At 67.6% G+C, this 22,030-nt stretch carries 18 protein-coding genes; 9 read left to right on the top strand and 9 right to left on the bottom strand.

Annotated elements, in window-relative coordinates; translation table 11 throughout:
- Positions 1-17: 17 nt before the first annotated feature.
- The 5 genes from GPA22_RS08585 to GPA22_RS08565 all read right to left on the bottom strand — a co-directional run bounded on the left by GPA22_RS08585 (position 18) and on the right by GPA22_RS08565 (position 6,846).
- The gene (locus GPA22_RS08585) at positions 18-503 is read right to left on the bottom strand and encodes an aromatic-ring-hydroxylating dioxygenase subunit beta (protein WP_169255679.1); all 486 of its coding nucleotides are present in this window, start codon (positions 501-503) and stop codon (positions 18-20) included.
- A gap of 198 nt (positions 504-701) precedes the next feature.
- Positions 702-2,015 (bottom strand): aromatic ring-hydroxylating dioxygenase subunit alpha, encoded by a 1,314-nt coding sequence (locus GPA22_RS08580; protein WP_169255678.1) that lies wholly within the window; start codon positions 2,013-2,015, stop codon positions 702-704.
- A 35-nt stretch (positions 2,016-2,050) separates the two neighbouring features.
- Complete coding sequence (locus GPA22_RS08575; protein ID WP_169255677.1) at positions 2,051-3,040, bottom strand: PDR/VanB family oxidoreductase; 990 nt, start codon at positions 3,038-3,040, stop codon at positions 2,051-2,053.
- A 27-nt stretch (positions 3,041-3,067) separates the two neighbouring features.
- Complete coding sequence (locus GPA22_RS08570) at positions 3,068-4,666, bottom strand: indolepyruvate oxidoreductase subunit beta family protein (RefSeq protein WP_169255676.1); 1,599 nt, start codon at positions 4,664-4,666, stop codon at positions 3,068-3,070.
- A gap of 8 nt (positions 4,667-4,674) precedes the next feature.
- Positions 4,675-6,846, bottom strand: a complete 2,172-nt coding sequence (locus tag GPA22_RS08565; protein ID WP_169255675.1) for a ferredoxin family protein — start codon at positions 6,844-6,846, stop codon at positions 4,675-4,677.
- Between the two features lie 373 nt (positions 6,847-7,219).
- Between GPA22_RS08565 and GPA22_RS08560 the strand changes: the two genes are divergently transcribed.
- Complete coding sequence (locus GPA22_RS08560; RefSeq protein ID WP_246264188.1) at positions 7,220-7,684, top strand: MarR family winged helix-turn-helix transcriptional regulator; 465 nt, start codon at positions 7,220-7,222, stop codon at positions 7,682-7,684.
- A 34-nt stretch (positions 7,685-7,718) separates the two neighbouring features.
- On the opposite strand, the gene dctP is transcribed toward GPA22_RS08560, so the two are convergent.
- Genes dctP through GPA22_RS08545 form a run of 3 tightly spaced genes read right to left on the bottom strand, consistent with a single transcriptional unit; the run spans position 7,719 to position 10,587 of the window.
- Complete coding sequence (dctP, locus tag GPA22_RS08555; RefSeq protein WP_169255673.1) at positions 7,719-8,690, bottom strand: TRAP transporter substrate-binding protein DctP; 972 nt, start codon at positions 8,688-8,690, stop codon at positions 7,719-7,721.
- Positions 8,691-8,738: 48 nt separating this feature from the next.
- Positions 8,739-10,055: a TRAP transporter large permease gene (locus tag GPA22_RS08550; protein WP_169255672.1), complete on the bottom strand. Its 1,317-nt coding sequence runs from the start codon at positions 10,053-10,055 to the stop codon at positions 8,739-8,741.
- Position 10,056: 1 nt separating this feature from the next.
- Positions 10,057-10,587, bottom strand: coding sequence for a TRAP transporter small permease (locus GPA22_RS08545; protein ID WP_169255671.1), 531 nt, complete (start codon positions 10,585-10,587; stop codon positions 10,057-10,059).
- Positions 10,588-10,931: 344 nt separating this feature from the next.
- Here GPA22_RS08545 and GPA22_RS08540 point away from each other — a divergent pair, with 344 nt between their 5' ends.
- From GPA22_RS08540 to GPA22_RS08505, 8 genes are all read left to right on the top strand, one after another.
- Positions 10,932-13,337, top strand: a complete 2,406-nt coding sequence (locus GPA22_RS08540; protein ID WP_246264186.1) for a bifunctional salicylyl-CoA 5-hydroxylase/oxidoreductase — start codon at positions 10,932-10,934, stop codon at positions 13,335-13,337.
- 40 nt (positions 13,338-13,377) lie between these two features.
- Positions 13,378-14,190: an SDR family NAD(P)-dependent oxidoreductase gene (locus tag GPA22_RS08535; protein ID WP_169255670.1), complete on the top strand. Its 813-nt coding sequence runs from the start codon at positions 13,378-13,380 to the stop codon at positions 14,188-14,190.
- Between the two features lie 266 nt (positions 14,191-14,456).
- Complete coding sequence (locus GPA22_RS08530) at positions 14,457-15,302, top strand: enoyl-CoA hydratase family protein (protein WP_169255669.1); 846 nt, start codon at positions 14,457-14,459, stop codon at positions 15,300-15,302.
- A gap of 4 nt (positions 15,303-15,306) precedes the next feature.
- A complete protein-coding gene (locus GPA22_RS08525; RefSeq protein ID WP_169255668.1) occupies positions 15,307-16,512 on the top strand; it encodes an acyl-CoA dehydrogenase family protein in 1,206 nt (401 codons plus the stop codon).
- The gene (locus GPA22_RS08520) at positions 16,502-16,900 is read left to right on the top strand and encodes a RidA family protein (protein WP_169255667.1); all 399 of its coding nucleotides are present in this window, start codon (positions 16,502-16,504) and stop codon (positions 16,898-16,900) included. Before GPA22_RS08525 ends, GPA22_RS08520 begins: the two co-directional genes overlap by 11 nt.
- A 101-nt stretch (positions 16,901-17,001) precedes the next feature.
- Positions 17,002-17,487: a MarR family winged helix-turn-helix transcriptional regulator gene (locus GPA22_RS08515; protein ID WP_169255666.1), complete on the top strand. Its 486-nt coding sequence runs from the start codon at positions 17,002-17,004 to the stop codon at positions 17,485-17,487.
- 124 nt (positions 17,488-17,611) lie between these two features.
- Complete coding sequence (locus GPA22_RS08510; protein ID WP_343035991.1) at positions 17,612-19,240, top strand: AMP-binding protein; 1,629 nt, start codon at positions 17,612-17,614, stop codon at positions 19,238-19,240.
- Between the two features lie 133 nt (positions 19,241-19,373).
- Positions 19,374-20,549, top strand: coding sequence for an ABC transporter substrate-binding protein (locus tag GPA22_RS08505; protein ID WP_169255665.1), 1,176 nt, complete (start codon positions 19,374-19,376; stop codon positions 20,547-20,549).
- Positions 20,550-20,741: 192 nt separating this feature from the next.
- On the opposite strand, the gene GPA22_RS08500 is transcribed toward GPA22_RS08505, so the two are convergent.
- On the bottom strand, positions 20,742-21,890 hold the full coding sequence (locus tag GPA22_RS08500) for an ABC transporter substrate-binding protein (RefSeq protein ID WP_169255664.1): 1,149 nt from the start codon (positions 21,888-21,890) through the stop codon (positions 20,742-20,744).
- Between the last annotated feature and the right edge of the window lie 140 nt (positions 21,891-22,030).

The raw sequence follows: 22,030 nt of genomic DNA, 5'->3' as shown, positions 1-22,030 counted from the left end.
AGGGGCTCACGAGGGGCTCACATGAAGAGCTGGATGTTGCCGAACGCGGCGTCGCAATTGACGAGGTCGACGCGCTTGAGGCGGATCTTCAGCGCGCCTGCGTCTTCGACGACGTGGTGCGTGGTCCAGCCGGCGAAGAGGGTCTGTTGGTCCTGGCGCGTCTCGACGTAGTGGAAGGCGGTGCGCACGACGTGCTCGCCATCGGGGGCGGGCGATTCGACGGTGGGCGCCTGCAGCAGGTGGTGGCAGCGACTTTTCGGCTGTTGCGAGAAGGTGCGCTGGCCGGCGAGACGTTCGACGCGTACTCGCAGCAGCAGCTTGTCTTCGTACATCAGCGAGGTGTGCAGGCGGGGGTCGGTCTGGCCGTGCGCGAGCGGCATCCAGTAGTGGCCGTCTTCTGTGAACAGGTTGAGCCAGTCTTCGAAGCGCTGCTCGTCGAGGAGACGGGCTTCGGCGTAGATGAAGTCGGTGAGGGTCTTGTGGGTGATGTCGAGGGCGGACATTTGTTTGTTCCTCGTTCTGTTTGCGCTGTTTTCTTCGGGCGAGGGCGGGAGGTGCCGCTAATCGGGCCTGCCGGGGTATTTGCTCTGCGGGCTGCGGAACTCGCGTCGGGCCGCTCCCGCGGCCCTCGCTCAGACAGTCCTCGCCCGCTCCGCCAACACCCCGACCGTCCCTGGCTTTCGGGGTTATTTGCCGTGGCTCTACATGCTTTCCGTCATGAACTTCGCCCAGGCGCGGAACTGGTTGCGCATCTGCCACTCGTTCGTGCCGTTCGTCGCGACGTTCTTCTGTTCCTTCTCGGCGGGGTCGAACAGCCTTGCGACGTTGATCCAGTCGCGGCCGCGCGATTGCAGGGCTTCCTGCGCGCGTTCGTACATCTCGAGGTCGTCGTGGCCGACGACGGAGGTCGGGGCGTTGATCAGCCGGTTGTACATCAGCGTGCGTTCGAGCAGCAGGTCGGGCGCGCCGACTAGGCGGAAGGTCCAGGACTCGACGAGGGTCTTGTTCGCGGCGATCGGCTTGAACAGGCGCAGCGTCTGGATCGGGCCCTTGACCATGATGTTCGGGAAATAGACGGTGTTGTGCCGGGTGTCGCCAAGGATGTGTTTGGCGCGCTCCTCGCCGTAGGCGGCGACCATCTGTTCCCAGTAGCCGGGGGCGGGCGAATAGGCGGCATGGATCGAGTCGGCGACGCCGGTGTGGCCGTGGCCGTTGTCCCATACGCGGATGCCCATGTTCTCGAAGAACTCGTACGAGGAGACGAAGGGCGCGAAGAGTTCGACCGCCATCGGTTTGGGCGTGCCTTCGGGCGCTTCCTGCCACACCTTCACCGCGGTCCCGGCGGAGGATTCGTGCGCGACCATCGGGTGGCAGGTGTCGGTCTGGTTGTCGACGAGCATCTTCCAGTTGCAGTTGTGCATGTAGCGCAGCACGCCGCCGGCGACTTCGAGGCGGCCTTCGGGCGAGCGGTCGACCATGTTGTCGATGGTCGACAGCGATTCGCCGAAGTAGTCCTCGAACGAAATGCCGTTCGGGTTGAGTCGGCAGAACACGAAGTCGCGGTAGACCTTCACGTTCTGGACCGGGGCCATGCCATGCTTGGCCTCGCAGGACTCGAAGCCGGTGTTCTCGTAGCCTTTCTTCAGCGGCACGGCGAGGAGGCTGCCGTCGGTCTTGAAGGTCCAGGCGTGGTAGGGGCAGCGGAAGAATTTTCCGGTGTTGCCGCAGGTCTCGCCGGCGACCTTGACGCCCTTGTGCGGGCAGCGGTTGTACAGCACGCGGATCGAGTCGTCGGTGTGTCGCACCATCACGACCGGCTCGGTGCCGACGGTCGTCGTGTAGAAGTCCCCCTTGTTCGGCACCTGGCTGGCGTGGCCGACATAGACCCAGGTGTTGGCGAAGAGGTGCTCCATTTCGAGCGCGAAGACTTCCTCGTCGATGTAGGTGTCCTTGTGCACTTCGAGGTCGCGCACCAGTGCGCGCACGGCGTCCGGGTTGCCCGTGTAACGTTCCATCGTCTCCTCCTGCGAGTTTTCTCGTCTGTGGTGTTTCAGAGATCGAGCACCAGCCGCGCGCTCTTTGCGCGCGAGATGCAGATCTGGATCAGCTTTCCTTCGGCCTTCTCCGAGTCCGTCAGGAAGTAGTCGCGGTGGTCCGGCACGCCTTCGAGGACGGTCGCGGTGCACACGCCGCATTCGCCGCGCTTGCAGTCGAACATCGGGTCGCAGCCGGCGGCCTCCATGACCTCGACGATGGTCTTGTCGGCGGGGACCGTGAGCACGCGGCCGGACTGGCGCAGTTCGAGCTCGAAGGGCTGGTCGCCCGCGACGGGCGCCGCCGCGGCGAAGAGTTCGAAATGCACGTGGCCGGTGGGCCAGCCGCGCGCCTTCGCGCCGTTTATGGTCGCGTCGATCATCCCTTTGGGGCCGCACACATAGAGGTGCGGGGCTTCGCTGCGCGAGGGTTTCACCGAATCGAGTAGCGCGGCGATGTCGAGCCGGGTCATGGGGTCGTCGTCGGCGTGCAACACGAGCGCGTCGCCGGCCAGCGTCGCGAGTTCGTCGACGAAGGCGAGTTGGTCGCGGCTGCGGCCGCTGTAGTGCAGCACGAAGGGGCGCCCGGCTGCCTTCAGCGCCGCCGCCATCGAGGCGACGGGCGTGATGCCGATTCCCCCGGCGAGCAGCACGACCGGTGCTTCGTCCGGCCCCGGTTCGTGCAGTGCAAACTCGTTCTTCGGGCCCGTCACGGTGACGCGGTCGCCCGCTTTCAGCGCGTGCATGAAGCGTGAGCCGCCGCGGCTGCCGTCCTCGATGCGCACGCCGAGCCGGTAGCGGGTCGGGCGCTCGAATGCCGCGGCGGCGGGCGCAAGCTCGATCAGCGAATAGCAGCGCGGCTCGGCAAGCCCCGGCACCGCGATCTGCAGATGCGCGCCGGCGCTGAAGCCGGGCAGGACGGCGCCATCGGGTGCGGCGAGTTCGAACGCGAGGATCAGCGGGGTTTCCGCTGTGACGGAACGGATTTCGAGTTCGAATGTGCGCATGGGAACGCTCCTCGATAGGGTCACGGCTCAGGCCGCGACGCGGGGGGTGTCGATTCGTGCACGGCCGCCTGCGGGAGGCGCGGCGCGCGCGCTCAACAGCTGAGCGAGCTGTGCGTCGAGCGCCTTGCCTTCCTCGTCGGCGAGCGCGGCTTCGCGCAAGGATTTCAGCGTTGCGGCGGCGTCGGGCTGGCCGGCGAGTTCGTCGGCAGCTTGCATCAGCCGCGCGAAGCGGCGGTCGCCGCGGTCGTGCGTGCCGCTGTAGCCCTTGATGAGCCGCCGGCAGGCGAGCACCTCGACGGCGAGGGCATAGTCGGTCGCGACGATGCGGGTCGTGCGGGCGAGCCAATCGTCGATGTGCGCCGTCTCGATCGCATGGCGCAGCGTGCCGCGGCGAAAGCGGCGCAGGCCGGCGAGGCAGTACAGCCCGACGAACCACGTCAGCGTGCCGGTCTTCACGCGCCGGCCATGCTCGACCCGGCGGCGGATGAAGCCGCCGAGCGTCTTCGAGTTCTCCAGCCAACGACCGAGCCGCAGCGGCAGCGTGCCGCAGATCTCTTCCAGGCGCGGCTGCATGAACTCGGTCGTGTAGACAAGCTGGTCGCTCTTCGCGCCGACTTCGCTGCGCACGCGCTCGAACCGGCTGCCGCGCGTTTTCAGGTCGGCGACGCGGATCACGTCGTCGTAGCTCATGGCGACTGCGACGTAACGGGCCGCCGCCTGCGTCAGCGCCCAGTCGCGCGCGTCGCCGCCGGCCTGCGCGTCGAGCGTGCGGAAGCCCTGCAGCGTGCGCAGATAGTCCTCCGCGTAGGCGACGTCCTGGTAGTCGATCAGCCGGCGCACGCCCGCGACGACCAGCGGCTGCGCGGCCTGCGGGAACTGCTTCACCGTGTCGAGCAGCGCCTGCACGCGCGGATGCCCCGCGCTCGCGGGCACATCGGGCAGCGGGCGCGAGGTGTCTATGGGCGCGGGGGCGGCAGGGGCTCCGGCCGCGGCATCGAAGCCGAGCGCGAACGCCTTCAGGCTCGCCTCGACACCGACGCCGCCGTGGCGGATCGTCGCTTCGAACGCGTCGCGGGCGAAGGGCAGCACGCCGGCCCCGGCGATCGCACCGAACAGGCTCGCCGAGATCACGCTGCCGGCGCGCTCGGCCATCTGCTGCAGGTCGAAGCACAGCAGGCGCTTCGCCGCTTCGCGCCCGGCATCGAGGACCTTGTTGGGATCGGCGATGCCATTGCCGGGCGCGGCCTTCTCGGCGACTGCGTAGCTGCGGTGCGTCGAGGCGATCAGCGTCGTGCGGTCCGGGCTCACGAGGCCGCGCTGCATCGCGCGGCCGGCTTCCATCAGCTCGGCGGCGACGACGACATCGACGTCGCCCGGCGTGGGCATCATCGCGAGCACCGGCGCGCGTCCGGCAGCATGCGCGGCGGCCTCGGGCAACAGCTCGACGTAGTAGATCGTCGCGCCGGTGCGCTGAGCCACCCCCGGCACGGAGGTCGTCTGCGCCCACCAGCCGCCCGCTTCGGCCATCTCGACGATCCAGTCGGCGAGCACGCCGCCGCCCTGGCCGCCCATCGCGAGGATCGCGATCTTGATCGGCGTGCCGGAATGAAGGGTCACTTCGCTCATCGGAATCCTCACAGCGCGTGGCGCGCGAGCCGCGCCGCGCGGCGTCGCTGCAGCCAGCCGATGACGGCGCCGCGCACGCGCGCCTTGATGCGGTCGGCCGCGGTCGGGTTGTGGATGATGTCGGCGCGATAGAAGGACGGGCACAGCACCGCGGCCTCGGCGACTTCGCCGCAGTTGCCGCAGCCGACACAGCTGTTGTCGACGTGCGCCACCGGGTCCTCCTTCAGGGGGTCGCCGCTGTCCTTCACCGACAGCGAGGGGCAGCCCGACAGGCGGATGCACGCATGATCGCCGCTGCACACGTCCGGATCGACGCCGAAGCGCTCCTTGACGACCCGCTCGCCGGCCTTCACCGCCTTGTTGAACAGCGGTTTCACGCGCCGCTGCTTGTTCAGCATGCATTCGGACTGGGCGATGATGACCTTCGGGCCGTCGGTGCTCGTCGTCAGCGCCTCTTCGAGCGTGTCGCGCACGCGGGCGACGTCGTAGGTGCGGTCGATGGTGCGCACCCACTGGACGCCGGCGCCGCGGATCGCCGCCTCGATCGGATGCTTGGTCGCGCGGTTGGGGTTGTCCGCGCGCGACGACGGGATGTCCTGCCCGCCGGTGGCCGACGAGTAGAAGTTGTCGACGATGACGATGACCCCGTCGTTCTTGTTGAACACCGCGTTGGCGATGCCGCTCGTCAGGCCGTTGTGCCAGAAGCCGCCGTCGCCCATCACCGAGATCGAACGCTTGCCGGACTTCACGTTGAACGCCGAGCTCGACGCCGCGCCGAGCCCGTAGCCCATCGTCGTCGCGCCGAGGTTGAACGGCGGCAGGATGGAGAACAGGTGGCAGCCGATGTCGCACGAGATGTGATGCTCGCCGAGCTCGGCCTGCGCGAGCTTCATTGCCGCGAAGATCGGCCGCTCGGGGCAGCCGGTGCAGAAGCCCGCGGGCCGGGGCGGCACGACGGCGGCGAGATCGCGGACTTTCGGGTGGAAGGTGATCGGCACCGCGGTGGGGGCCTGCGCCGGCACCGCCGCGGACGATTCGAGTGCGCGCGGCGCGTGGGTCGTAAGGAAGGCTTCGATGCCGTCGCGCATGACCTGCGTCGTGTATTCGCCGGCCATCGGCAGCACGTCCTTGCCGCACAGCGCCGTCGTCACGCCGGAGCGGCGCAGGATGGTGTTGAGGTTCTGCTCGATGTAGTCGGGCTGGCCTTCTTCGAGCAGCAGCACCGCGCGCTTGGTCGCACAGAAGGCGAGCACCTCGTCGTCGATGACGGGGTAGGTGACGTTCATCACGTACAGCGGGATGCGGCTGTTGCCGAACGCGTCGGCGAGGCCGAGCAGCTGCAGCGCGCGGATGACGCCGTTGTAGAGGCCGCCCTGCAGGATCAGACCGAGGTCGGCGTGGGCGTCGTCGCCGTCGAAGAACTCGTTGAGTTTCCGCTCGCGGATGAACTTCACGGCGGCGGGCCAGCGGTCGCGGACCTTCTCGTGCTCGTGCGCGAAGGAGGCGGGCGGCAGCACGATGCGGCCGGTGTCGCGGCGCGGGTTTTCGAGCGCGTCGGCGAGGCTGAACGCGGGCCGGCGGTTCTCGCGGGTCGTGAAGCGGCCATGCACGTGGCACGAGCGGATGCGCATCTCGAGCATCACCGGCGTGTTGCTCGCCTCCGACAGCTCGAAGCCGTCCTCGACCGCCTTGACGATGGATTCGAGATTCGGGCGCGGATCGAGCAGCCACATCTGCGACTTCATCGCGAAGGCGTGCGAGCGCTCCTGCATGATCGACGAGCCTTCGCCGTAATCCTCGCCGATGATCACCAGCGCGCCGCCGGTGACGCCGCCCGACGCGAGGTTGGCGAGCGCGTCGGATGCGACGTTGGTGCCGACCGTGGACTTCCACGTGACCGCGCCGCGGATCGGGTACATCACCGACGCGGCGAGCGTCGCTGCTGCGGTGGCCTCGGAGGCGCTCGCCTCGAAATGCACGCCGAGCTCGTCGAGGATCTCCTTCGCGTCGGCGAGCACGTCCATCAGGTGCGAGATCGGCGAGCCCTGGTAGCCGGCGACGTAGCCGACACCGGACTGCAGCAAGGCCTTGGTGACGGCCAGGATGCCTTCGCCGCGGAACTCGCTGCCGGCCGGCAGCCGGAGCTGCTCGACTTCCTTCGCGAACGAGCGCTCAGCCATGGCGCGGCTGTCCGGCGCAGGGGATGCGGGCATCGCCGCACGGCCGCAGTGGGCGGCGCACGGGCGACGGCCAGACTGTTGGGGTCGGGGCCATCTTGTCTCCTCCGGTTTTCACCCGGTCCGGCGTCGCGTTGCCTTGATGCCGTCCGCAGCGTTGTTGTGGAATTTACTTTAGGTATGAAGCTTTACCTTGTCAATGGAAAACATGAAAATTCATGGAAAAAGAAATTTATCCATACAGGGCTTAAACTTGCGATGATGATTTGAACAGCAATCACATTCCGGGTTGTGCGCCGCGGGGCTTCCGCGGCGAGCGGTTCGGAAAGGAACGGAGCGGGTGATGGTGGATGCGACGACGACCGGAAACGATGTATTGAGCGAAGCATCTGGACGCTTCGTCGACGGCTATCTCGCGTACCTGCTCGCGCAGGCGAGCAGCCGCATCTCGCGCGAGTTCCATCGCGAGGTCGAGGCGTCCGGCCTGTCGGTGACCGAGTGGCGCGTGCTCGCGAGCCTCTCGGGCAGCGACGGCGAGAGCATCGGTACCCTCGCGCAGCTAGCGCTGACGAAACAGCCGACGCTGAGCAAGGTCGTGCAGCGGATGGAGGCCGACGGGCTCGTCGAGCGCACCGGCGCGCGCCGCGATCGCCGACAGACGCTCGTCCGTCTCACGCGCAAGGGCAGGGGCCTTGCGGATTCGCTGTGCGCGCACGCCCTGCGCCACCAGCAGGCCGTGCTCGAACCGTTCGGCCACGACAACGCGGCACTCCTGATCGGCATGCTGAAGGACCTGATCGCGCTGCACCCGCCGGCAGCGCCGCTCGCCGACGGCGGGTAGGGCGGGCGGGCCTTCGCGGCCCGCCGGGCGCGCGTCAGTGCACGTTGCCGAACAGCTCGCGCAGCTTCGCGACGTGCTGCGGGCTCGCCTGCTCGATACCCTTCCAGCCCGCGTCGTAGGCGCGGGCGCGGAACTGCCGGACCTCGGCCTCGGGGATCGCGATGGTGTCGATCTTCGCGCCGGCCTGGCGCGCCTTCTCGGCCTCGGCCGCCTTCAGGTCCTTGACGTTCTCCGCCTCGACCCACGCGATCTGCTTTTCGAGGAACGCGCGCTGCGCGTCATCGAGCTTCTTCCACGTGTTCTGGTTCATGTACAGGCCGACCTCGACGTTGTAGAAACCGGGCTCGACGCGGTACTTCGTCTTCTCCTGCCAGCCGAGGTCGAAGATGCCCACCGACGGCCAGCCGTAGCCGTCGACGACACCGCGCTCGAGCGCGGTGAACACTTCGCCCGGCGGCACCTGCAGCGGCGTCGCGCCGAGCGACTGGAAGAACGCGCGATAGACCGGCACGCTCCTGAGCTTCATGCCCGAGAAATTGCCGGCGTCGACCTTCTTGTTCGTGTAGATGTGGTACTGCAGCCCGTCGGACACCCGCCCGAGCCACACCATGTTGGCCTTGTCGCGGTGGATGCGGTCGAGCAGCGCGTAGCCGCCATTCGCGCGCAGCTCCGCCATCGATTTCTCGGCGAAGGAGCCGGCGAGGGCCTCGGGGACGAGGTTCGCGTGGAACACGCCGGTCGTGTTCGCGAGGTCGACGACGCCGGTGCGCACCGCGTTGCCGACTTCGAGCGGCGGGATCGCCTCGGGGCCGCCGACAACCTGGATCTTCATGATGCCCTTGCCTTCCGTATTGACCTTGTCGACGAAGGTCTTGAAGCGCTGATTGAAGAAGGTGTCGTGGCCGAATGCGCTGACGGCCTTCAGCGTGATCTCGGCGGCGTTCGCGCCGGTTCCGAGCAGCGCGATCAGCGCGGCGACGGCGAGCTTGCGGGGGCGGATCTTCATCTCCTCGTTCTCCATCTCGTTATGGTGTGGCGTGGGGTGGAAGGCGGACTACTGCATCAGCCGCGGCAGGCCGACGGCCAGCCAGGGCAGCGTGACGATGAGGGCGAGTACGCCGATCTCGATCAGCACGAAAGGCGCCGCGGCGGCGTAGATCTGGCGCAACTGGATCGGCGGCGGGGCTACCGACTGCATCACCATCAGCAGCAGGCCGAACGGCGGCGTCAGCAGGCCGAGTTCCATCGCGACCAGCATCAGCACGCCGAGCCATACCGGGTCGATCCCGGCAGCATTGGCGAGCGGCATGAAGAACGGCAGAGTGATCATCATCATGCTGATCTGGTCGATGACGCAGCCGAGCACGAGCAGGATCGCGAGCATGCCGAGGACGAGCATCATCGGCGAGAGTTCGAGCGCGTTGATGAGGCTCAGCGCGCCGCTCGTCGCGCCCGAGAAGCTCAGGATCTGCGCGAAGGTCGTCGAGGCGACGAGCACGAACAGGATCACGACCGACACGCGCGCGGTCTCGACGAGCGATTTCTTGAGGGAACGCAATGTCAGTGCGCCGTAGCAGACTGTTGCGAGGACGGAGGCGAGGGCGCCGATTGCGGCCGATTCGGTTGGCGACGCCCACCCGGCAAGCATGCTGCCGACGACCGCGGCGAAGATCGAGAACAGCGGCACGACGTCGCGCACGAACGGCTTCCAGCGCGTCCAGGCGTCGGGCGCGCGCGGTGCCTCGTCGAGCGGCGCGAGGCCCGGGTCGATGCGGCAGCGGATCATCACATAGGCGAGGAAGCATGCCGCCATCACGAGGCCCGGCAGGATGCCGCCGACCAGCAACTGTGCGATCGAGATGCCGGCGAGGCTGCCGAGCATGACCGCGAGCGCCGACGGCGGAATCAGCATCGCGATGCCGCCGACCGCCATGATCGGTCCCATCGCGAGCGTCGGGTGATAGCCGCGCTTCAACATCTCGGGCAGCATCACGCCGCCCATCATCGCGGTGTTCGCGATCGTCGAGCCCGACAGCGCGGCGAAGGTCGTGCCGCCGAGCACCGACACCACCGACAGCCGCCCCGGCAGCCGCGCGATCAGCCGCTCGATCGCCTCGATGGCGCGGAACGCGAGCCCGGTGTGGAACAGCACCTCGCCCATCAGCACGAACAGCGGGATCGGCGTGAGCGAAAAGCTCGTCACCGCGCCGACCGAATTCCTCACGAGCTGCGCGAGCCCCGCTTCGCCGCCGAGGAACACCCAGGCACCGACCAGGTTCACGCCGAGGAAGGTGAACGCGACCGGCAGCCCGATTCCCATCAGCCCGAACATCAGGCCCAGCATCAGTGCAAGCGCCCAGTACCATTCCATCTCAGTTCGCCTCCCGCGCCAGCAGATTGATGAAGCGGCGCGCGAACTCGACCGCGAGCAGCGTGCACGAGAACACCATCGGCAGATTCAGCCACCATTCCGGGAACACCAGCACCTTGAACACGAGACTGCCCTGGGCGGCCGTGTCCTGTGCCACCGCGACGGTCTGCCATGCGAGAACCGCGCAGATCACGCAGCAGGCGAGGTCGGTCCCGAGCTCCAGACGGCGCTGCATCGGCGCCGACAGCGCGCGCAGCACGACGTCGACGCGGATGTGGTCGTTCAGGTACAGCAGCCATGGCGCCGCGACAAAGGTTGCGACCATCAGGATGTATTCGGTCGCCTCGACGCTCCATGCGATCGATCCGAGGCCGACGTTGCGCATCACGACGTCGGCGCACACGAGCAGCGCCATGCCGCCGAAAAGCAGCGCCGCGAGCGTGCCGCAGGCGTTCATCAGCAGGTGGTAGAACCGTCCGGGACGGGATCGGAGCGTGATGCCGGTCCCGATTGCCGCTTGCTGCAAGGCCATGTCGAACTCCCGCGAGTAGAGTGGAGCGAAGATATATCAGGCTTAAAATATTCAGTCACGAAGTTTTATTTCCGCGGCGCAGCAAGCGATACCGCACGGCGTCGGGGGATATTGCGGTTTCGCGGCGCACCGCACCTCCCCCACATGGGGGGGGGTAAAACGGTGGCTGATGTGGGGTAATGCACCCAACGCAGCGCAGGTCGCAGCCCGGACGATCCGAAGTCTTCGGGCGTGACTCGCGCCGACGTTTGACTAAGTGCTTTAAGTGTGAAATATTCGAAACTAAAATAGATCGGCAGGGCGCCCGGCTTTACCCCCGGACGTCCGGACAAAGGAGACCCGAGATGACACAGCCCCCACGCTCACTTTGCTCGCTGTCCCCGGAGGGGGAGCAGGCCGTCCTTGCCGCGGCCGGGCGGGAAGCCATGCGCATCGTGTGTATCGGCGGCGGACCCGCGGGGCTGTATTTCGCGATCCTGATGAAGAAGCTGAATCCGGCGCATCAGATCCGCGTGATCGAGCGCAATCGCCCGTACGACACCTTCGGCTGGGGCGTGGTGTTCTCGGACGCGACGATGGACAACATGCGCGAGTGGGACCCCGAGACCGCCGACGCGATCCAGGTCGCGTTCAACCACTGGGACGACATCGAGCTCCATTTCAAGGGGCGCACGATCCGCAGCGGCGGCCACGGCTTCGTCGGCATCGGCCGCAAAATGATGCTCAACATCCTGCAGGCGCGCTGCGAGGAACTGGGCGTCGAGCTCGTGTTCGATCGCGAGGTCGAGTCGGACGCCGAGTTTCCCGACGCCGATCTCATCATCGCCTCCGACGGCATCAACTCGCGCATCCGCAACAAATATGCGGAGGTGTTCAAGCCGGACATCGTCACGCGGCCCAACCGCTACATCTGGCTCGGCACCACCAAGCTCTTCGACGCCTTCACGTTCTTCTTCGAGAAGACCGAGCACGGCTGGTTCCAGGCGCACATTTACAAGTTCGACGACAAGACCACCACCTTCATCGTCGAATGCCCCGAGCACGTGTGGAAGGCGCACGGCCTCGATACCGCCGACCAGGAGCAGTCGATCGCGTTCTGCGAACAGCTCTTCGGCAAGCATCTCGACAGCCACCGCCTGATGACCAACTCGCGCCACCTGCGCGGCTCGGCATGGCTCAACTTCCAGCGCGTGAAGTGCGAACAGTGGCATCACTACAACGGCAAGAGCCACGTCGTGCTGATGGGCGACGCCGTGCATACCGCGCATTTTGCGATCGGCTCGGGCACCAAGCTCGCGCTCGAGGACGCGATCGAGCTAACGCGGCTCTTCCGCGACGAGGGTGATACGCGCGAGCACATCCCCGCGGTGCTGGAGCGCTATCAGGCGGCGCGCAACATCGACGTGCTGCGGCTGCAGAACGCGGCGTGGAATGCGATGGAATGGTTCGAGGTGTGCGGCGCGCGCTACTGCGATACCTTGGAGCCGGAGCAGTTCATGTACTCGATGCTGACTCGCTCGCAGCGCATCTCGCACGAGAACCTGCGGCTGCGCGACGCGGGCTGGCTCGAAGGCTACGAGCGCTGGCTCGCGCGCAAGGCCGGCATGACGGTGCGCGACGACGAGACGCCCCCGCCGCCGATGTTCACGCCTTTCAAGCTGCGGGGCCTGACGCTGGCGAATCGCATCGTGATGTCGCCGATGGCGATGTACTCGGCCGAGGACGGCGCGCCGACCGACTTCCACCTCGTGCATTTCGGCTCGCGTGCGTTGGGCGGCGCGGGCCTCCTGTACACGGAGATGACCTGCGTGTCGCCCGATGCGCGCATCACGCCGGGATGCGCGGGCATGTACAAGCCCGAGCATGTGAATGCGTGGAAGCGCATCGTCGATTTCGTGCATGGCAACTCGGACGCGAAGATCGGCATGCAGCTCGGCCATGCCGGCCGCAAGGGTGCGACGAAGCTCGCGTGGGAAGGCATCGACGAGCCGCTCGACACGGGCGCGTGGGAACTGATCTCCGCCTCGCCGCTGCCCTATCTGCCGCACTCGCAGGTGCCGCGTGCGATGACGCGCGACGACATGGAGCGCGTGCGCAACGACTTCGTGCGCGCCACGCGGATGGCGGCCGAGGCCGGCTTCGACATCCTGGAGCTGCACTGCGCGCACGGCTACCTGCTGTCGAGCTTCCTGTCGCCGCTGACCAACCGCCGCACCGACGAGTTCGGCGGCGACCTCGAGAACCGCGCGCGCTTCCCGCTCGAAGTGTTCAAGGCGATGCGTGCGATGTGGCCGACGAACCGCCCGATGTCGGTGCGCCTGTCGTGCCACGACTGGTTCCCCGGCGGCAACACCGCCGACGACGCGGTCGCGATCGCGCGCCTCTTCAAGGAGGCCGGTGCCGACATCATCGACTGCTCGTCGGGCCAGGTGTGGAAGGGCGATGCACCGGTCTACGGCCGCATGTACCAGACGCCGTTCGCCGACCGCATCCGCAACGAGGTCGGCATCCCGACGCTCGCGGTGGGCGCGATTTCCGAGGCGGACCACGCCAACAGCATCATCGCCGCGGGCCGCGCGGATCTGTGCGCCCTCGCGCGGCCGCACCTAGCGGACCCGGCGTGGACGCTGCACGAAGCGGCGAAGATCGGCTTCGGCGAGGTCGCGTGGCCGAAGCAGTACCGCTCGGCGCGCGGTCAGTACGAGACGAATCTGCAGCGCGCCGCCGTGGCGGCTTCGATAGCCAAATAACCGGGAACCCAGACCCGCAAGCGAGCATGGGAACATCACGATGACAACCACCCCCGATCCCAAGAGAGAAAAAACCGCCGCGCCGCTCGCCGGCCGGCATGCGCTGGTGACCGGCGCCGGCAGCGGTATCGGCCGCGCCTGCGCGCTCGAGCTCGCACGGCTCGGCGCGACGCTGACGCTCGTCGGTCGGCGCGGGCCGGCGCTCGAAGCGACCTGTGCAGAACTCGAAGGCGAAGGCCATGGCCTCGTCGTCGCCGACATCACGGACTTCGCCGCTGTGCGCGCAGCGTTCGACGCCGCCGCCGCGGCGCGCGGGCCGATCGCGATTCTCGTGAACAACGCCGGCGCGGCGAAAAGCGCGCCGTTCGGCCGCACTGATCCCGAGCTGTGGAGCGAGATGCTCGCCGTGAATCTCACCGGCACCTACCACTGCACGCACGCGGTCCTCGCGGGGATGCAGGCCGCGGGCTGGGGGCGCATCGTCAACGTCGCAAGCACCGCGGGCCTCGTCGGTTACGCCTACGTCGCCGCGTACTGCGCCGCCAAGCACGGCGTCGTCGGCCTCACACGCGCGCTCGCGCTTGAGGTCGCGCAGCAGGGGATCACCGTCAACGCGGTGTGCCCCGGCTACACCGATACGCCGCTGATCGAAGGCGCCGTCGACAACATCGTCGCCAAGACCGGGCGCAGCACCGACGACGCGAAGGCCGCGCTCGCGGCGCGCAACCCGCAGGGGCGGCTCGTGCAGCCCGAGGACGTCGCGGCAACGGTCGGCTGGCTGTGCCTGCGGTCGAGCGATGCGATCCACGGTCAGTCGATCGCGGTCGCGGGGGGCGAGGTGATGTGCGGCTGATTTGCGGAAATGACGATGGCCGACCTGTCTGCTGTAGGGCGGAAAAGCGCAGCGCCTTCCGCCGAATGTGCGGCAGTCGAGGATGCGCTCTGGGCTTGTGTTTCCGGCGACCGTCGCGACGTGATTCCGCGGTCGTCGGGCCACGGCTTCGCTTCTCCATGCGGCGGAAGGCGCTGCGCTTTTCCGCCCTACGAATTGGCCCTCGAGCCAGGAATTTTTTACCGCGCTCTCACTGACGTGCGGGTCACAACCAACTGGAGACAAACATGGCCGAGCTGTCGATGCAGGACCACAAGCACCCCTTCAAGGACTACGCAGCGCGTCATTTCCGCTGGGAATGTTCCGCCGACGGGCGCGTCGCGACGATCACGCTGAACCGCCCGGAGAAGAAGAACCCGCTCACCTTTGACTCTTACGCCGAGCTGCGCGACCTGTTCCGCGGCCTCGCATATGCGAGCGACGTGCGCACGGTGGTGATCCAGGGCGCCGGCGGCAACTTCTGCTCCGGCGGCGACGTGTTCGAGATCATTGAGCCGCTCACCAAGATGTCGATGCCCGAACTGCTTGCCTTCACGCGCATGACCGGCGACCTCGTCAAGGCGATGCGCCGCGCGCCGCAACCGATCGTTGCGGCGATCGACGGCATCTGCGCCGGCGCGGGCGCAATGGTCGCGCTCGCGGCGGATTTCCGCCTCGGCACCGCGGAGGCGAAGACCGCGTATCTCTTCACGCGCGTCGGCCTCGCCGGTGCCGACATGGGCGCCTGCGGGCTGCTGCCGCGCGTCGTCGGGCAGGGCAAGGCGACCGACCTGCTGATGACCGGCCGCGCGATGGGGGCCGACGAGGCGCTCGCGTGCGGCTTCTTCAGCGCCGTGCATGCACCCGCCGAACTGCTCGGCAAGGCCCAGGCCCTCGCGAAAACCCTCGCCGACGGCCCGTGGTTCGCGCACACGATGACGAAGACCATGCTGAACCAGGAGTGGGCGATGGGTATCGAGGAGATGATCGAGTCGGAGGCCCAGGCCCAGGCGATCTGCATGGTGACCGGCGACTTCGGGCGCGCGTTCCAGGCGTTCGCCGCGAAGGAAAAGCCGAAGTTCGAAGGCTGCTGAGACCATGGACCGCAGCTTCCTCGACCTGCCGTTCTTCGGCCCCGAGCACCGCGCGCTGTCGGACGCGATCTTCGATTGGGCGGCCGCGATGCCGTCGATCGACCATCACGACACCGACGCCGCGTGCCGCCGCCTCGTCGCCGCGCTCGGCCGCGCCGGGTTCCTGCGCTACTGCGTGCCGGCGGCGTTCGGGGGCGCACTGCCGGAGCTCGATTCGAGGGCGCTGTGCGTCGCGCGCGAAACGCTCGCTTACCACGACGGGCTCGCCGACTTCGCGTTCGCGATGCAGGGGCTGGGCTCGGGTGCGATCACGCTCGCCGGTTCCGACGAGATGAAGCGCCGGGTGCTGCCAAAGGTCGCATCCGGCGAATGGATCGCCGCGTTCGCACTGACCGAGCCCGAAGCCGGCTCCGACGTCGCCGCGATCGTGACGACCGCGCGGGCGGACGGCGACCACTACGTGCTCGACGGCGAGAAGACGTGGATCTCGAACGGCGGCATCGCCGACGTGTATTGCGTGTTCGCGCGCACCGGCGATGCGCCGGGCACGCGCGGGCTGTCGGCCTTCGTCGTGACACCGGACATGCCCGGCTTCGAGGTCGCCGAGCGGCTCGACGTCATCGCGCCGCACCCGCTCGCGAGGCTGCGCTTCAAGGGCCTGCGCGTGCCGGCCGAGAACCGTCTCGGCGCCTCGGGCGAAGGCTTCAAGATCGCGATGCGCACGCTCGACATCTTCCGCGCCTCGGTCGCCGCGGCCGCCCTCGGCTTCGCACGCCGGGCGCTCGACGAGGCGGTGTCGCACGCGAAGGGCCGCGCGATGTTCGGCCACACGCTCGCGGACTTCCAGCTCACGCAGGCGAAGCTCGGCGAGATGGCGACCGACATCGATGCAGCGGCGTTGCTGACGGCGCGCGCCGCGTGGCAGCGCGACGTCGCGAAGCGCCCGACGACCCGGGAGGCGGCGATGGCGAAGATGACCGCCACCGAGAATGCACAGCGCGTCATCGACGCCGCGGTGCAGATGCATGGCGGGCAGGGCGTGAGGGTCGGGGTCAAGGTCGAGTCGCTGTACCGCGAGATCCGCGCGCTGCGCATCTACGAGGGCGCGACCGAGGTGCAGAAGCTCATCGTCGCGCGCGAACTCATGAAACAGCCGGCGCAGACCGCGTCACGAACGGCATCCCCCGAAGGAGACAAGCATGGTTCATAAGGTGATTCAGCCCGAGAGCTGGGCCGCGCCCAAGGGCTACTCGAACGGCATCGAGGCGCGCGGACGCCAGATCTTCGTCGGCGGCCAGATCGGCTGGGACGCGCAGTGCCGCTTCCCGAGCGAGGACCTCGTGCAGCAGGTCTTCCTCGCGCTGAAGAATGCCATCGACGTCGTGCGTTGCGCGGGCGGCGGCCCCGAGCATGTCACGCGCATGACCTGGTACCTCGTCGACAAGAAGGAATACGTCGCGCGGCTGAAGGAAATTGGCCAGGTTTACCGCGAGGTGATGGGGCGCAACTTTCCGGCGATGACGGCGGTGCAGGTCGCCGACCTCGTCGAGGACGACGCGAAAGTCGAGATCGAGGTCACTGCGGTGATCCCGGACTGAGCCCTGTGCGGGGCGATTTTGCTTGAAACCGAATTAATTCATGAGTAAAGTATTTTTGCCGACTCGGCTCCTTTCTGTTGTTTTCCCGACTTCGACCCCGCATGTCCACGCCCGCCACCGCCCACCCCTCGACCGATGCACGCGCCGCCGAGCACGAGGCGTTGCGCGTCTGGCTGCGGCTGCTGACCTGCACCAACCTCGTCGAGGCGCAGCTGCGCACGCGGCTGCGGACGAACTTCGATTCGACGCTGCCGCGCTTCGACCTGATGGCGCAGCTGGATCGTCATCCGGAAGGGCTGAAGATGAGCGATCTGTCGCGCCTGCTGATGGTGACCGGCGGCAACGTGACCGGGCTGACCGACAAGCTCGCCGAGGAAGGCCTGGTGGAGCGGCGCGACGATCCGCGCGACCGGCGCTCCTTCACGGTGATGCTCACGCCCGAGGGCCAGCGCCAGTTCGACCGGATGGCGCACGAGCACGAGCAATGGGTCGTCGGCCTGCTGGCCGGGCTCGACCATGCCGAGAAGCGGCAGATGCTGAAGCTGCTCGACCGCTTGAAGGCGCATCTCTCGGCAGTGTCCGACTGAGGGCTCGACGGCCCGGTTGCGCCGACACCGATCCGGCGCCCGCGTTGCTCCCCGTCATGGGGGGGCGCACCGCGCGCGGAATCCGTCACCATCCTGAATTCACGCCAACAGGGGAGATGCCATCGTGACGAGTCACGTCGATACCTTCGCGCGCGATCGCCTGCCGCCGCCCGAGCTGCAGCCCGAATTCCTGTTCGAGCTACCGTCGCTGCAGTTTCCCCCGCTGGTGAACTGTGCCGTCGAGCTGCTCGACCGCCGTGTTCTCGCCGGCGACGGCGACCGTGTCTGCGTGCGTGCGCCCGGCGGGCTGTGCTGGACCTACCGCGACCTGCTGGGACACGCCAACCGCATCGCGAACGTGCTCGTGCATGAGCTCGGCGTTGTGCCGGGCAATCGCGTCCTGCTGCGCGGGCCGAACAGCCCCATGTTGGCTGCCTGCTGGTTCGCGGTCATGAAGGCCGGCGCGATCGCGGTGGCGACGATGCCGCTGCTGCGCGCGAAGGAGCTCGGGCAGATCCTCGACAAGGGCTGCGTCACGCATGCGCTGTGCGCGCACGCGCTGCGCGGCGAGCTCGACGAGGCGGTGGCGACGCGTCCGTCCGTCGGGCAGGTGGTCTCCTTCGGCGACCCGTCCGGCGGCGGCCTCGAAGCGGCGATGGCGCGCCAGCCCGGAGAGTTCGACGCCGTCGCGACCGCCTCCGACGACACCTGCATCCTCGCGTTCACCTCAGGGACGACGGGACAGCCGAAGGCGACGATGCATTTCCACCGCGATGTCATCGCCGCCTGCCGCTGCTGGCCGCCGCACGTTCTGCGGCCGCAGCCCGATGACGTCTTTATCGGCAGCCCGCCGCTCGCGTTCACGTTCGGGCTGGGCGGCCTGCTGCTGTTCCCGATGAGCGTCGGCGCATCGACGGTGCTGCTCGAGCAGGCGTCCCCGCCGCGGCTCCTCGACGCGATCGGCGAGTTCGGCGCGACGATCCTCTTCACTGCGCCGACCTCGTATCGCGCGATGGCCGAGGGCGTGCGCGAACGCCGGCTCGGTGCCCCCATGGGCGGACCGCTGGTGAAGTGCGTGTCGGCGGGCGAAGTGCTGCAGGCGGCGACGCGGGCGCTGTGGAAGGACGCGACGGGCATCGAGATCATCGACGGCATCGGTGCGACCGAGATGTTCCACATCTTCATCTCCGCCGACGCCGAGCACGCCCGCCCGGGGGCGACGGGCACCGTCGTGCCGGGTTATCGCGCGCGCGTCGTCGATGAAGAAGGCCGCGAAGTGCCCGTCGGCACTGTCGGCCGGCTCGCCGTGAAAGGGCCGACCGGCTGCCGCTACCTCGACGACTCGCGCCAGCGCAACTACGTCGGCGACGGCTGGAACTACACCGGCGACGCGTACTCCATGGACGCCGACGGCTATTTCCACTACCAGTCGCGGCTCGACGACATGATCGTGTCGGCCGGCTACAACATCGGCGCGCCGGAAGTCGAGGACGCACTGATGCAGCATCCGGCGGTCGCCGAATGCGCGGTCATCGGCGTGCCCGACGAGGAGCGCGGGCAGATCGTCAAGGCCTTCGTCGTGCCGCGCCCCGGCCGCGGAGTGGGGGAACTGCTCGTGCGCGAGCTGCAGGACTTCGTCAAGCGCACGATCGCGCCGTACAAGTACCCGCGTGCAGTCGAATTCCGCGATTCGCTGCCGCGCACCGAGACCGGCAAGTTGCAGCGCTTCCGGCTGCGCGAGGGCAAACCCTGATATCGGTAACGGCTGGATACGAAAATCATTGAAGGGCCCGGGATCGATTCCGCGCAGACGGAAACGGGTCCTGACCGGCGCGGGCGACCGGCAGCGGTTTACGCCCACATACCAATAACCGGAGGAGACGGGAATGACCAGGAAGAATGGAGCCAACGTGGTCCGCGGCATCGCCGCCGTGACACTCGGCGCACTGACACTTGGTGCGGCGCATGCCGCCGAGAAGGTCAAGGTCGGGCTGATGCTGCCTTACACCGGCACCTATGCCGCGCTGGGCACCGCGATCACCAACGGCTTCAAGCAGCACGTCACGGAGCAGGGCGGCACGCTCGGCGGGCGCGAGGTGGAGTACTTCGTCGTCGACGACGAATCCGATCCGTCCAAGGCGACCGAGAACGCGTCGAAGCTCGTCAAGCGCGACGAGGTCGATGTGCTCGTGGGCACCGTGCATTCGGGCGTGGCGCTGGCGATGGCCAAGGTCGCGCGCGACACGAAGACGCTGCTGATCGTGCCCAACGCTGGCGCCGACGAGCTCACCGGCCCGCTGTGCGCGCCGAACGTGTTCCGCACCTCGTTCACGAACTGGCAGCCGGCCTACGGCATGGGCAAGGTCGCGGCCGAGCGCGGGCACAAGAACGTGGTCACCCTGACGTGGAAGTACGCGGCCGGCGAACAGGCCGTGGGCGGTTTCAAGGAGGCCTTCGAGAAGGCCGGCGGCAAGGTCGCGAAGGAACTCTACCTGCCCTTCCCGAACGTCGAGTTCCAGGCCCTCCTGACCGAGATCGCGAACCTCAAGCCCGACGCGGTGTTCGTGTTCTTCGCCGGCGCAGGCGCGGCCAAGTTCGTCAAGGACTACGACGCCGCGGGCCTGAAGAAGGCGATCCCCTTGTATGCATCGGGCTTCCTCACCGACGGTACGCTCGATGCGATGGGCGGCGCGGGAGAAGGGCTGCTGACGACGCTGCATTACGCCGACGGCCTGACGAACCCCAAGGACACGGCCTTCCGCAACAAGTACGCGACGACCTACAAGATGCAGCCCGACGTGTATGCCGCGCAGGGCTACGACGCCGCCCAGCTGCTGCGCGTGGGCCTCGATGCGGTCAAGGGTGGCAAGCTCGATCAGCCGAAGATGATCAAGGCGATGGAGGCGGCGAAGATCGACAGCCCGCGCGGCGCCTTCACGCTGTCGAAAGCGCACAACCCGGTGCAGGACATCTACCTGCGCAAGGCCGAAGGCCGCGACAACAAGCTCGTCGGCGTCGCCGAGAAGGCGCTCGCCGATCCCGCGCGCGGCTGCCGCATGTAAAGCATCGGATCTTTCGGGACGAGCAAGGGGGCGCGAGCCCCCTTTTTGTTTTGCGGGCGCGGCAAGCCACGAACCGTAGGGCGGATGAGCCGAAGGCGTAATCCGCCGCATGTGCCTCACCATCCACTGACATTTCGGCGGAAGGCGCTTCGCTTTTCCGCCCTACGGGCTATGCGACGACCGATTCGCCACTTACTTCGCCAACGTCCAGGCGCCGTCCTTGACCGCGATGAGCACGCGTCCGCGCTCGTCGAAGCCGCTGTGGTCGGTCGCGCTCATGTTATAGATGCCCTGGGTGCCGACGAGCTCACGGGTATGCTCGAGACTGTCGCGCAGCGCGGCGCGGAACTCCTTCGTGCCAGGTTTCGCGACCTTCGCCGCGGTGGGAATCGCCTGCTGCAGCAAGAGACCGGCGTCGAAGACGTTGGCGCCGAAGGTGGCGGGCCTCGCACCGTGGGCCTTCTCGTAGGCGGCGATGTACTCTGCCGCGACCTTCTTCGACGGATTGCTGTCGGCGATCTCGGGTAGCACCAGCATCAGGCTCGCGGCGAGGATCGTGCCTTCGACCTTCTTGCCGCCGAGCTTGAGGAAATCGGGCAGGGCGGCGCCATGCGTCTGGTAGAGCCTGCCTTTGTAGCCCTGGTCGTGCAGCGTGGTCTGCGGCAGCACCGACGGCCCGCCCGGTGCGGCGATCAGCACCGCGTCGGGGTTGGCGCCGACGAGCTTGAGGCACTGGCCGGTCGCCGAGGTGTCGGAACGCTGGAAACGTTCGTTCGCGGTGATCCTGAGGCCGTTCTTCTCGGCGAGCGCGGAAAACACCTTGTGCCAGTTCTCGCCGTAAGGGTCACCGGTGCCGATGAAGCCGACCGTCTTCACGCCGCTCTTGAGCATGTGCTCGACGAGCGCCGTGGCGATGATGTCGTCGTTTTGGGTGGTCTTGAACACCCACTTCTTCTTGTCGTCCATCGGGGTGACGACGGCGGCGGTGCCGACCGGGGCGAGCAGCGGCACACCCGCTTCGGCGACGAACTGGATTACCCCCATGGCGTTGGGGGAGCCCGAGGGGCCGATGATCGCATCGACGTTCTGCTCCGAGATCAGCTTCTTCACGGCGGTGACAGAAGCCGTCGGGTCGCTCGCATCGTCGAGTGCGATGTACTCGACGGTGAGATCGCCGATCTTCGGCGGCAGCAGCTGCACGGTGTTCTTCTGCGGGATACCGACCAGCGCGGTGGGACCGGTCGCCGACGATACGACGCCGATCTTCACCTGGGCGTGCGCCGACAGGGATGCTGTCAGCACGAGTCCGGACAACGCCAACCCAATGCCAAGCGTCTTCATGTTCTGATCTCTCCTACGGTGTGGACCACAAGGACCTCTTGTCGCGCGGATCGGGCCGCGCGCTCCTCTCGCCGTCGATGGGCTCCGGGTTTCACAAGTCGAGGGCGGCACCCTTCCCGGTGGGGTGTCGCATGACAAAC

Source organism: Aromatoleum toluvorans (genome assembly GCF_012910905.1).
Lineage (GTDB): Bacteria > Pseudomonadota > Gammaproteobacteria > Burkholderiales > Rhodocyclaceae > Aromatoleum > Aromatoleum toluvorans.
Note: the sequence above shows the minus strand (reverse complement) of the source record. Positions and strands in the feature narration are given on the sequence as shown.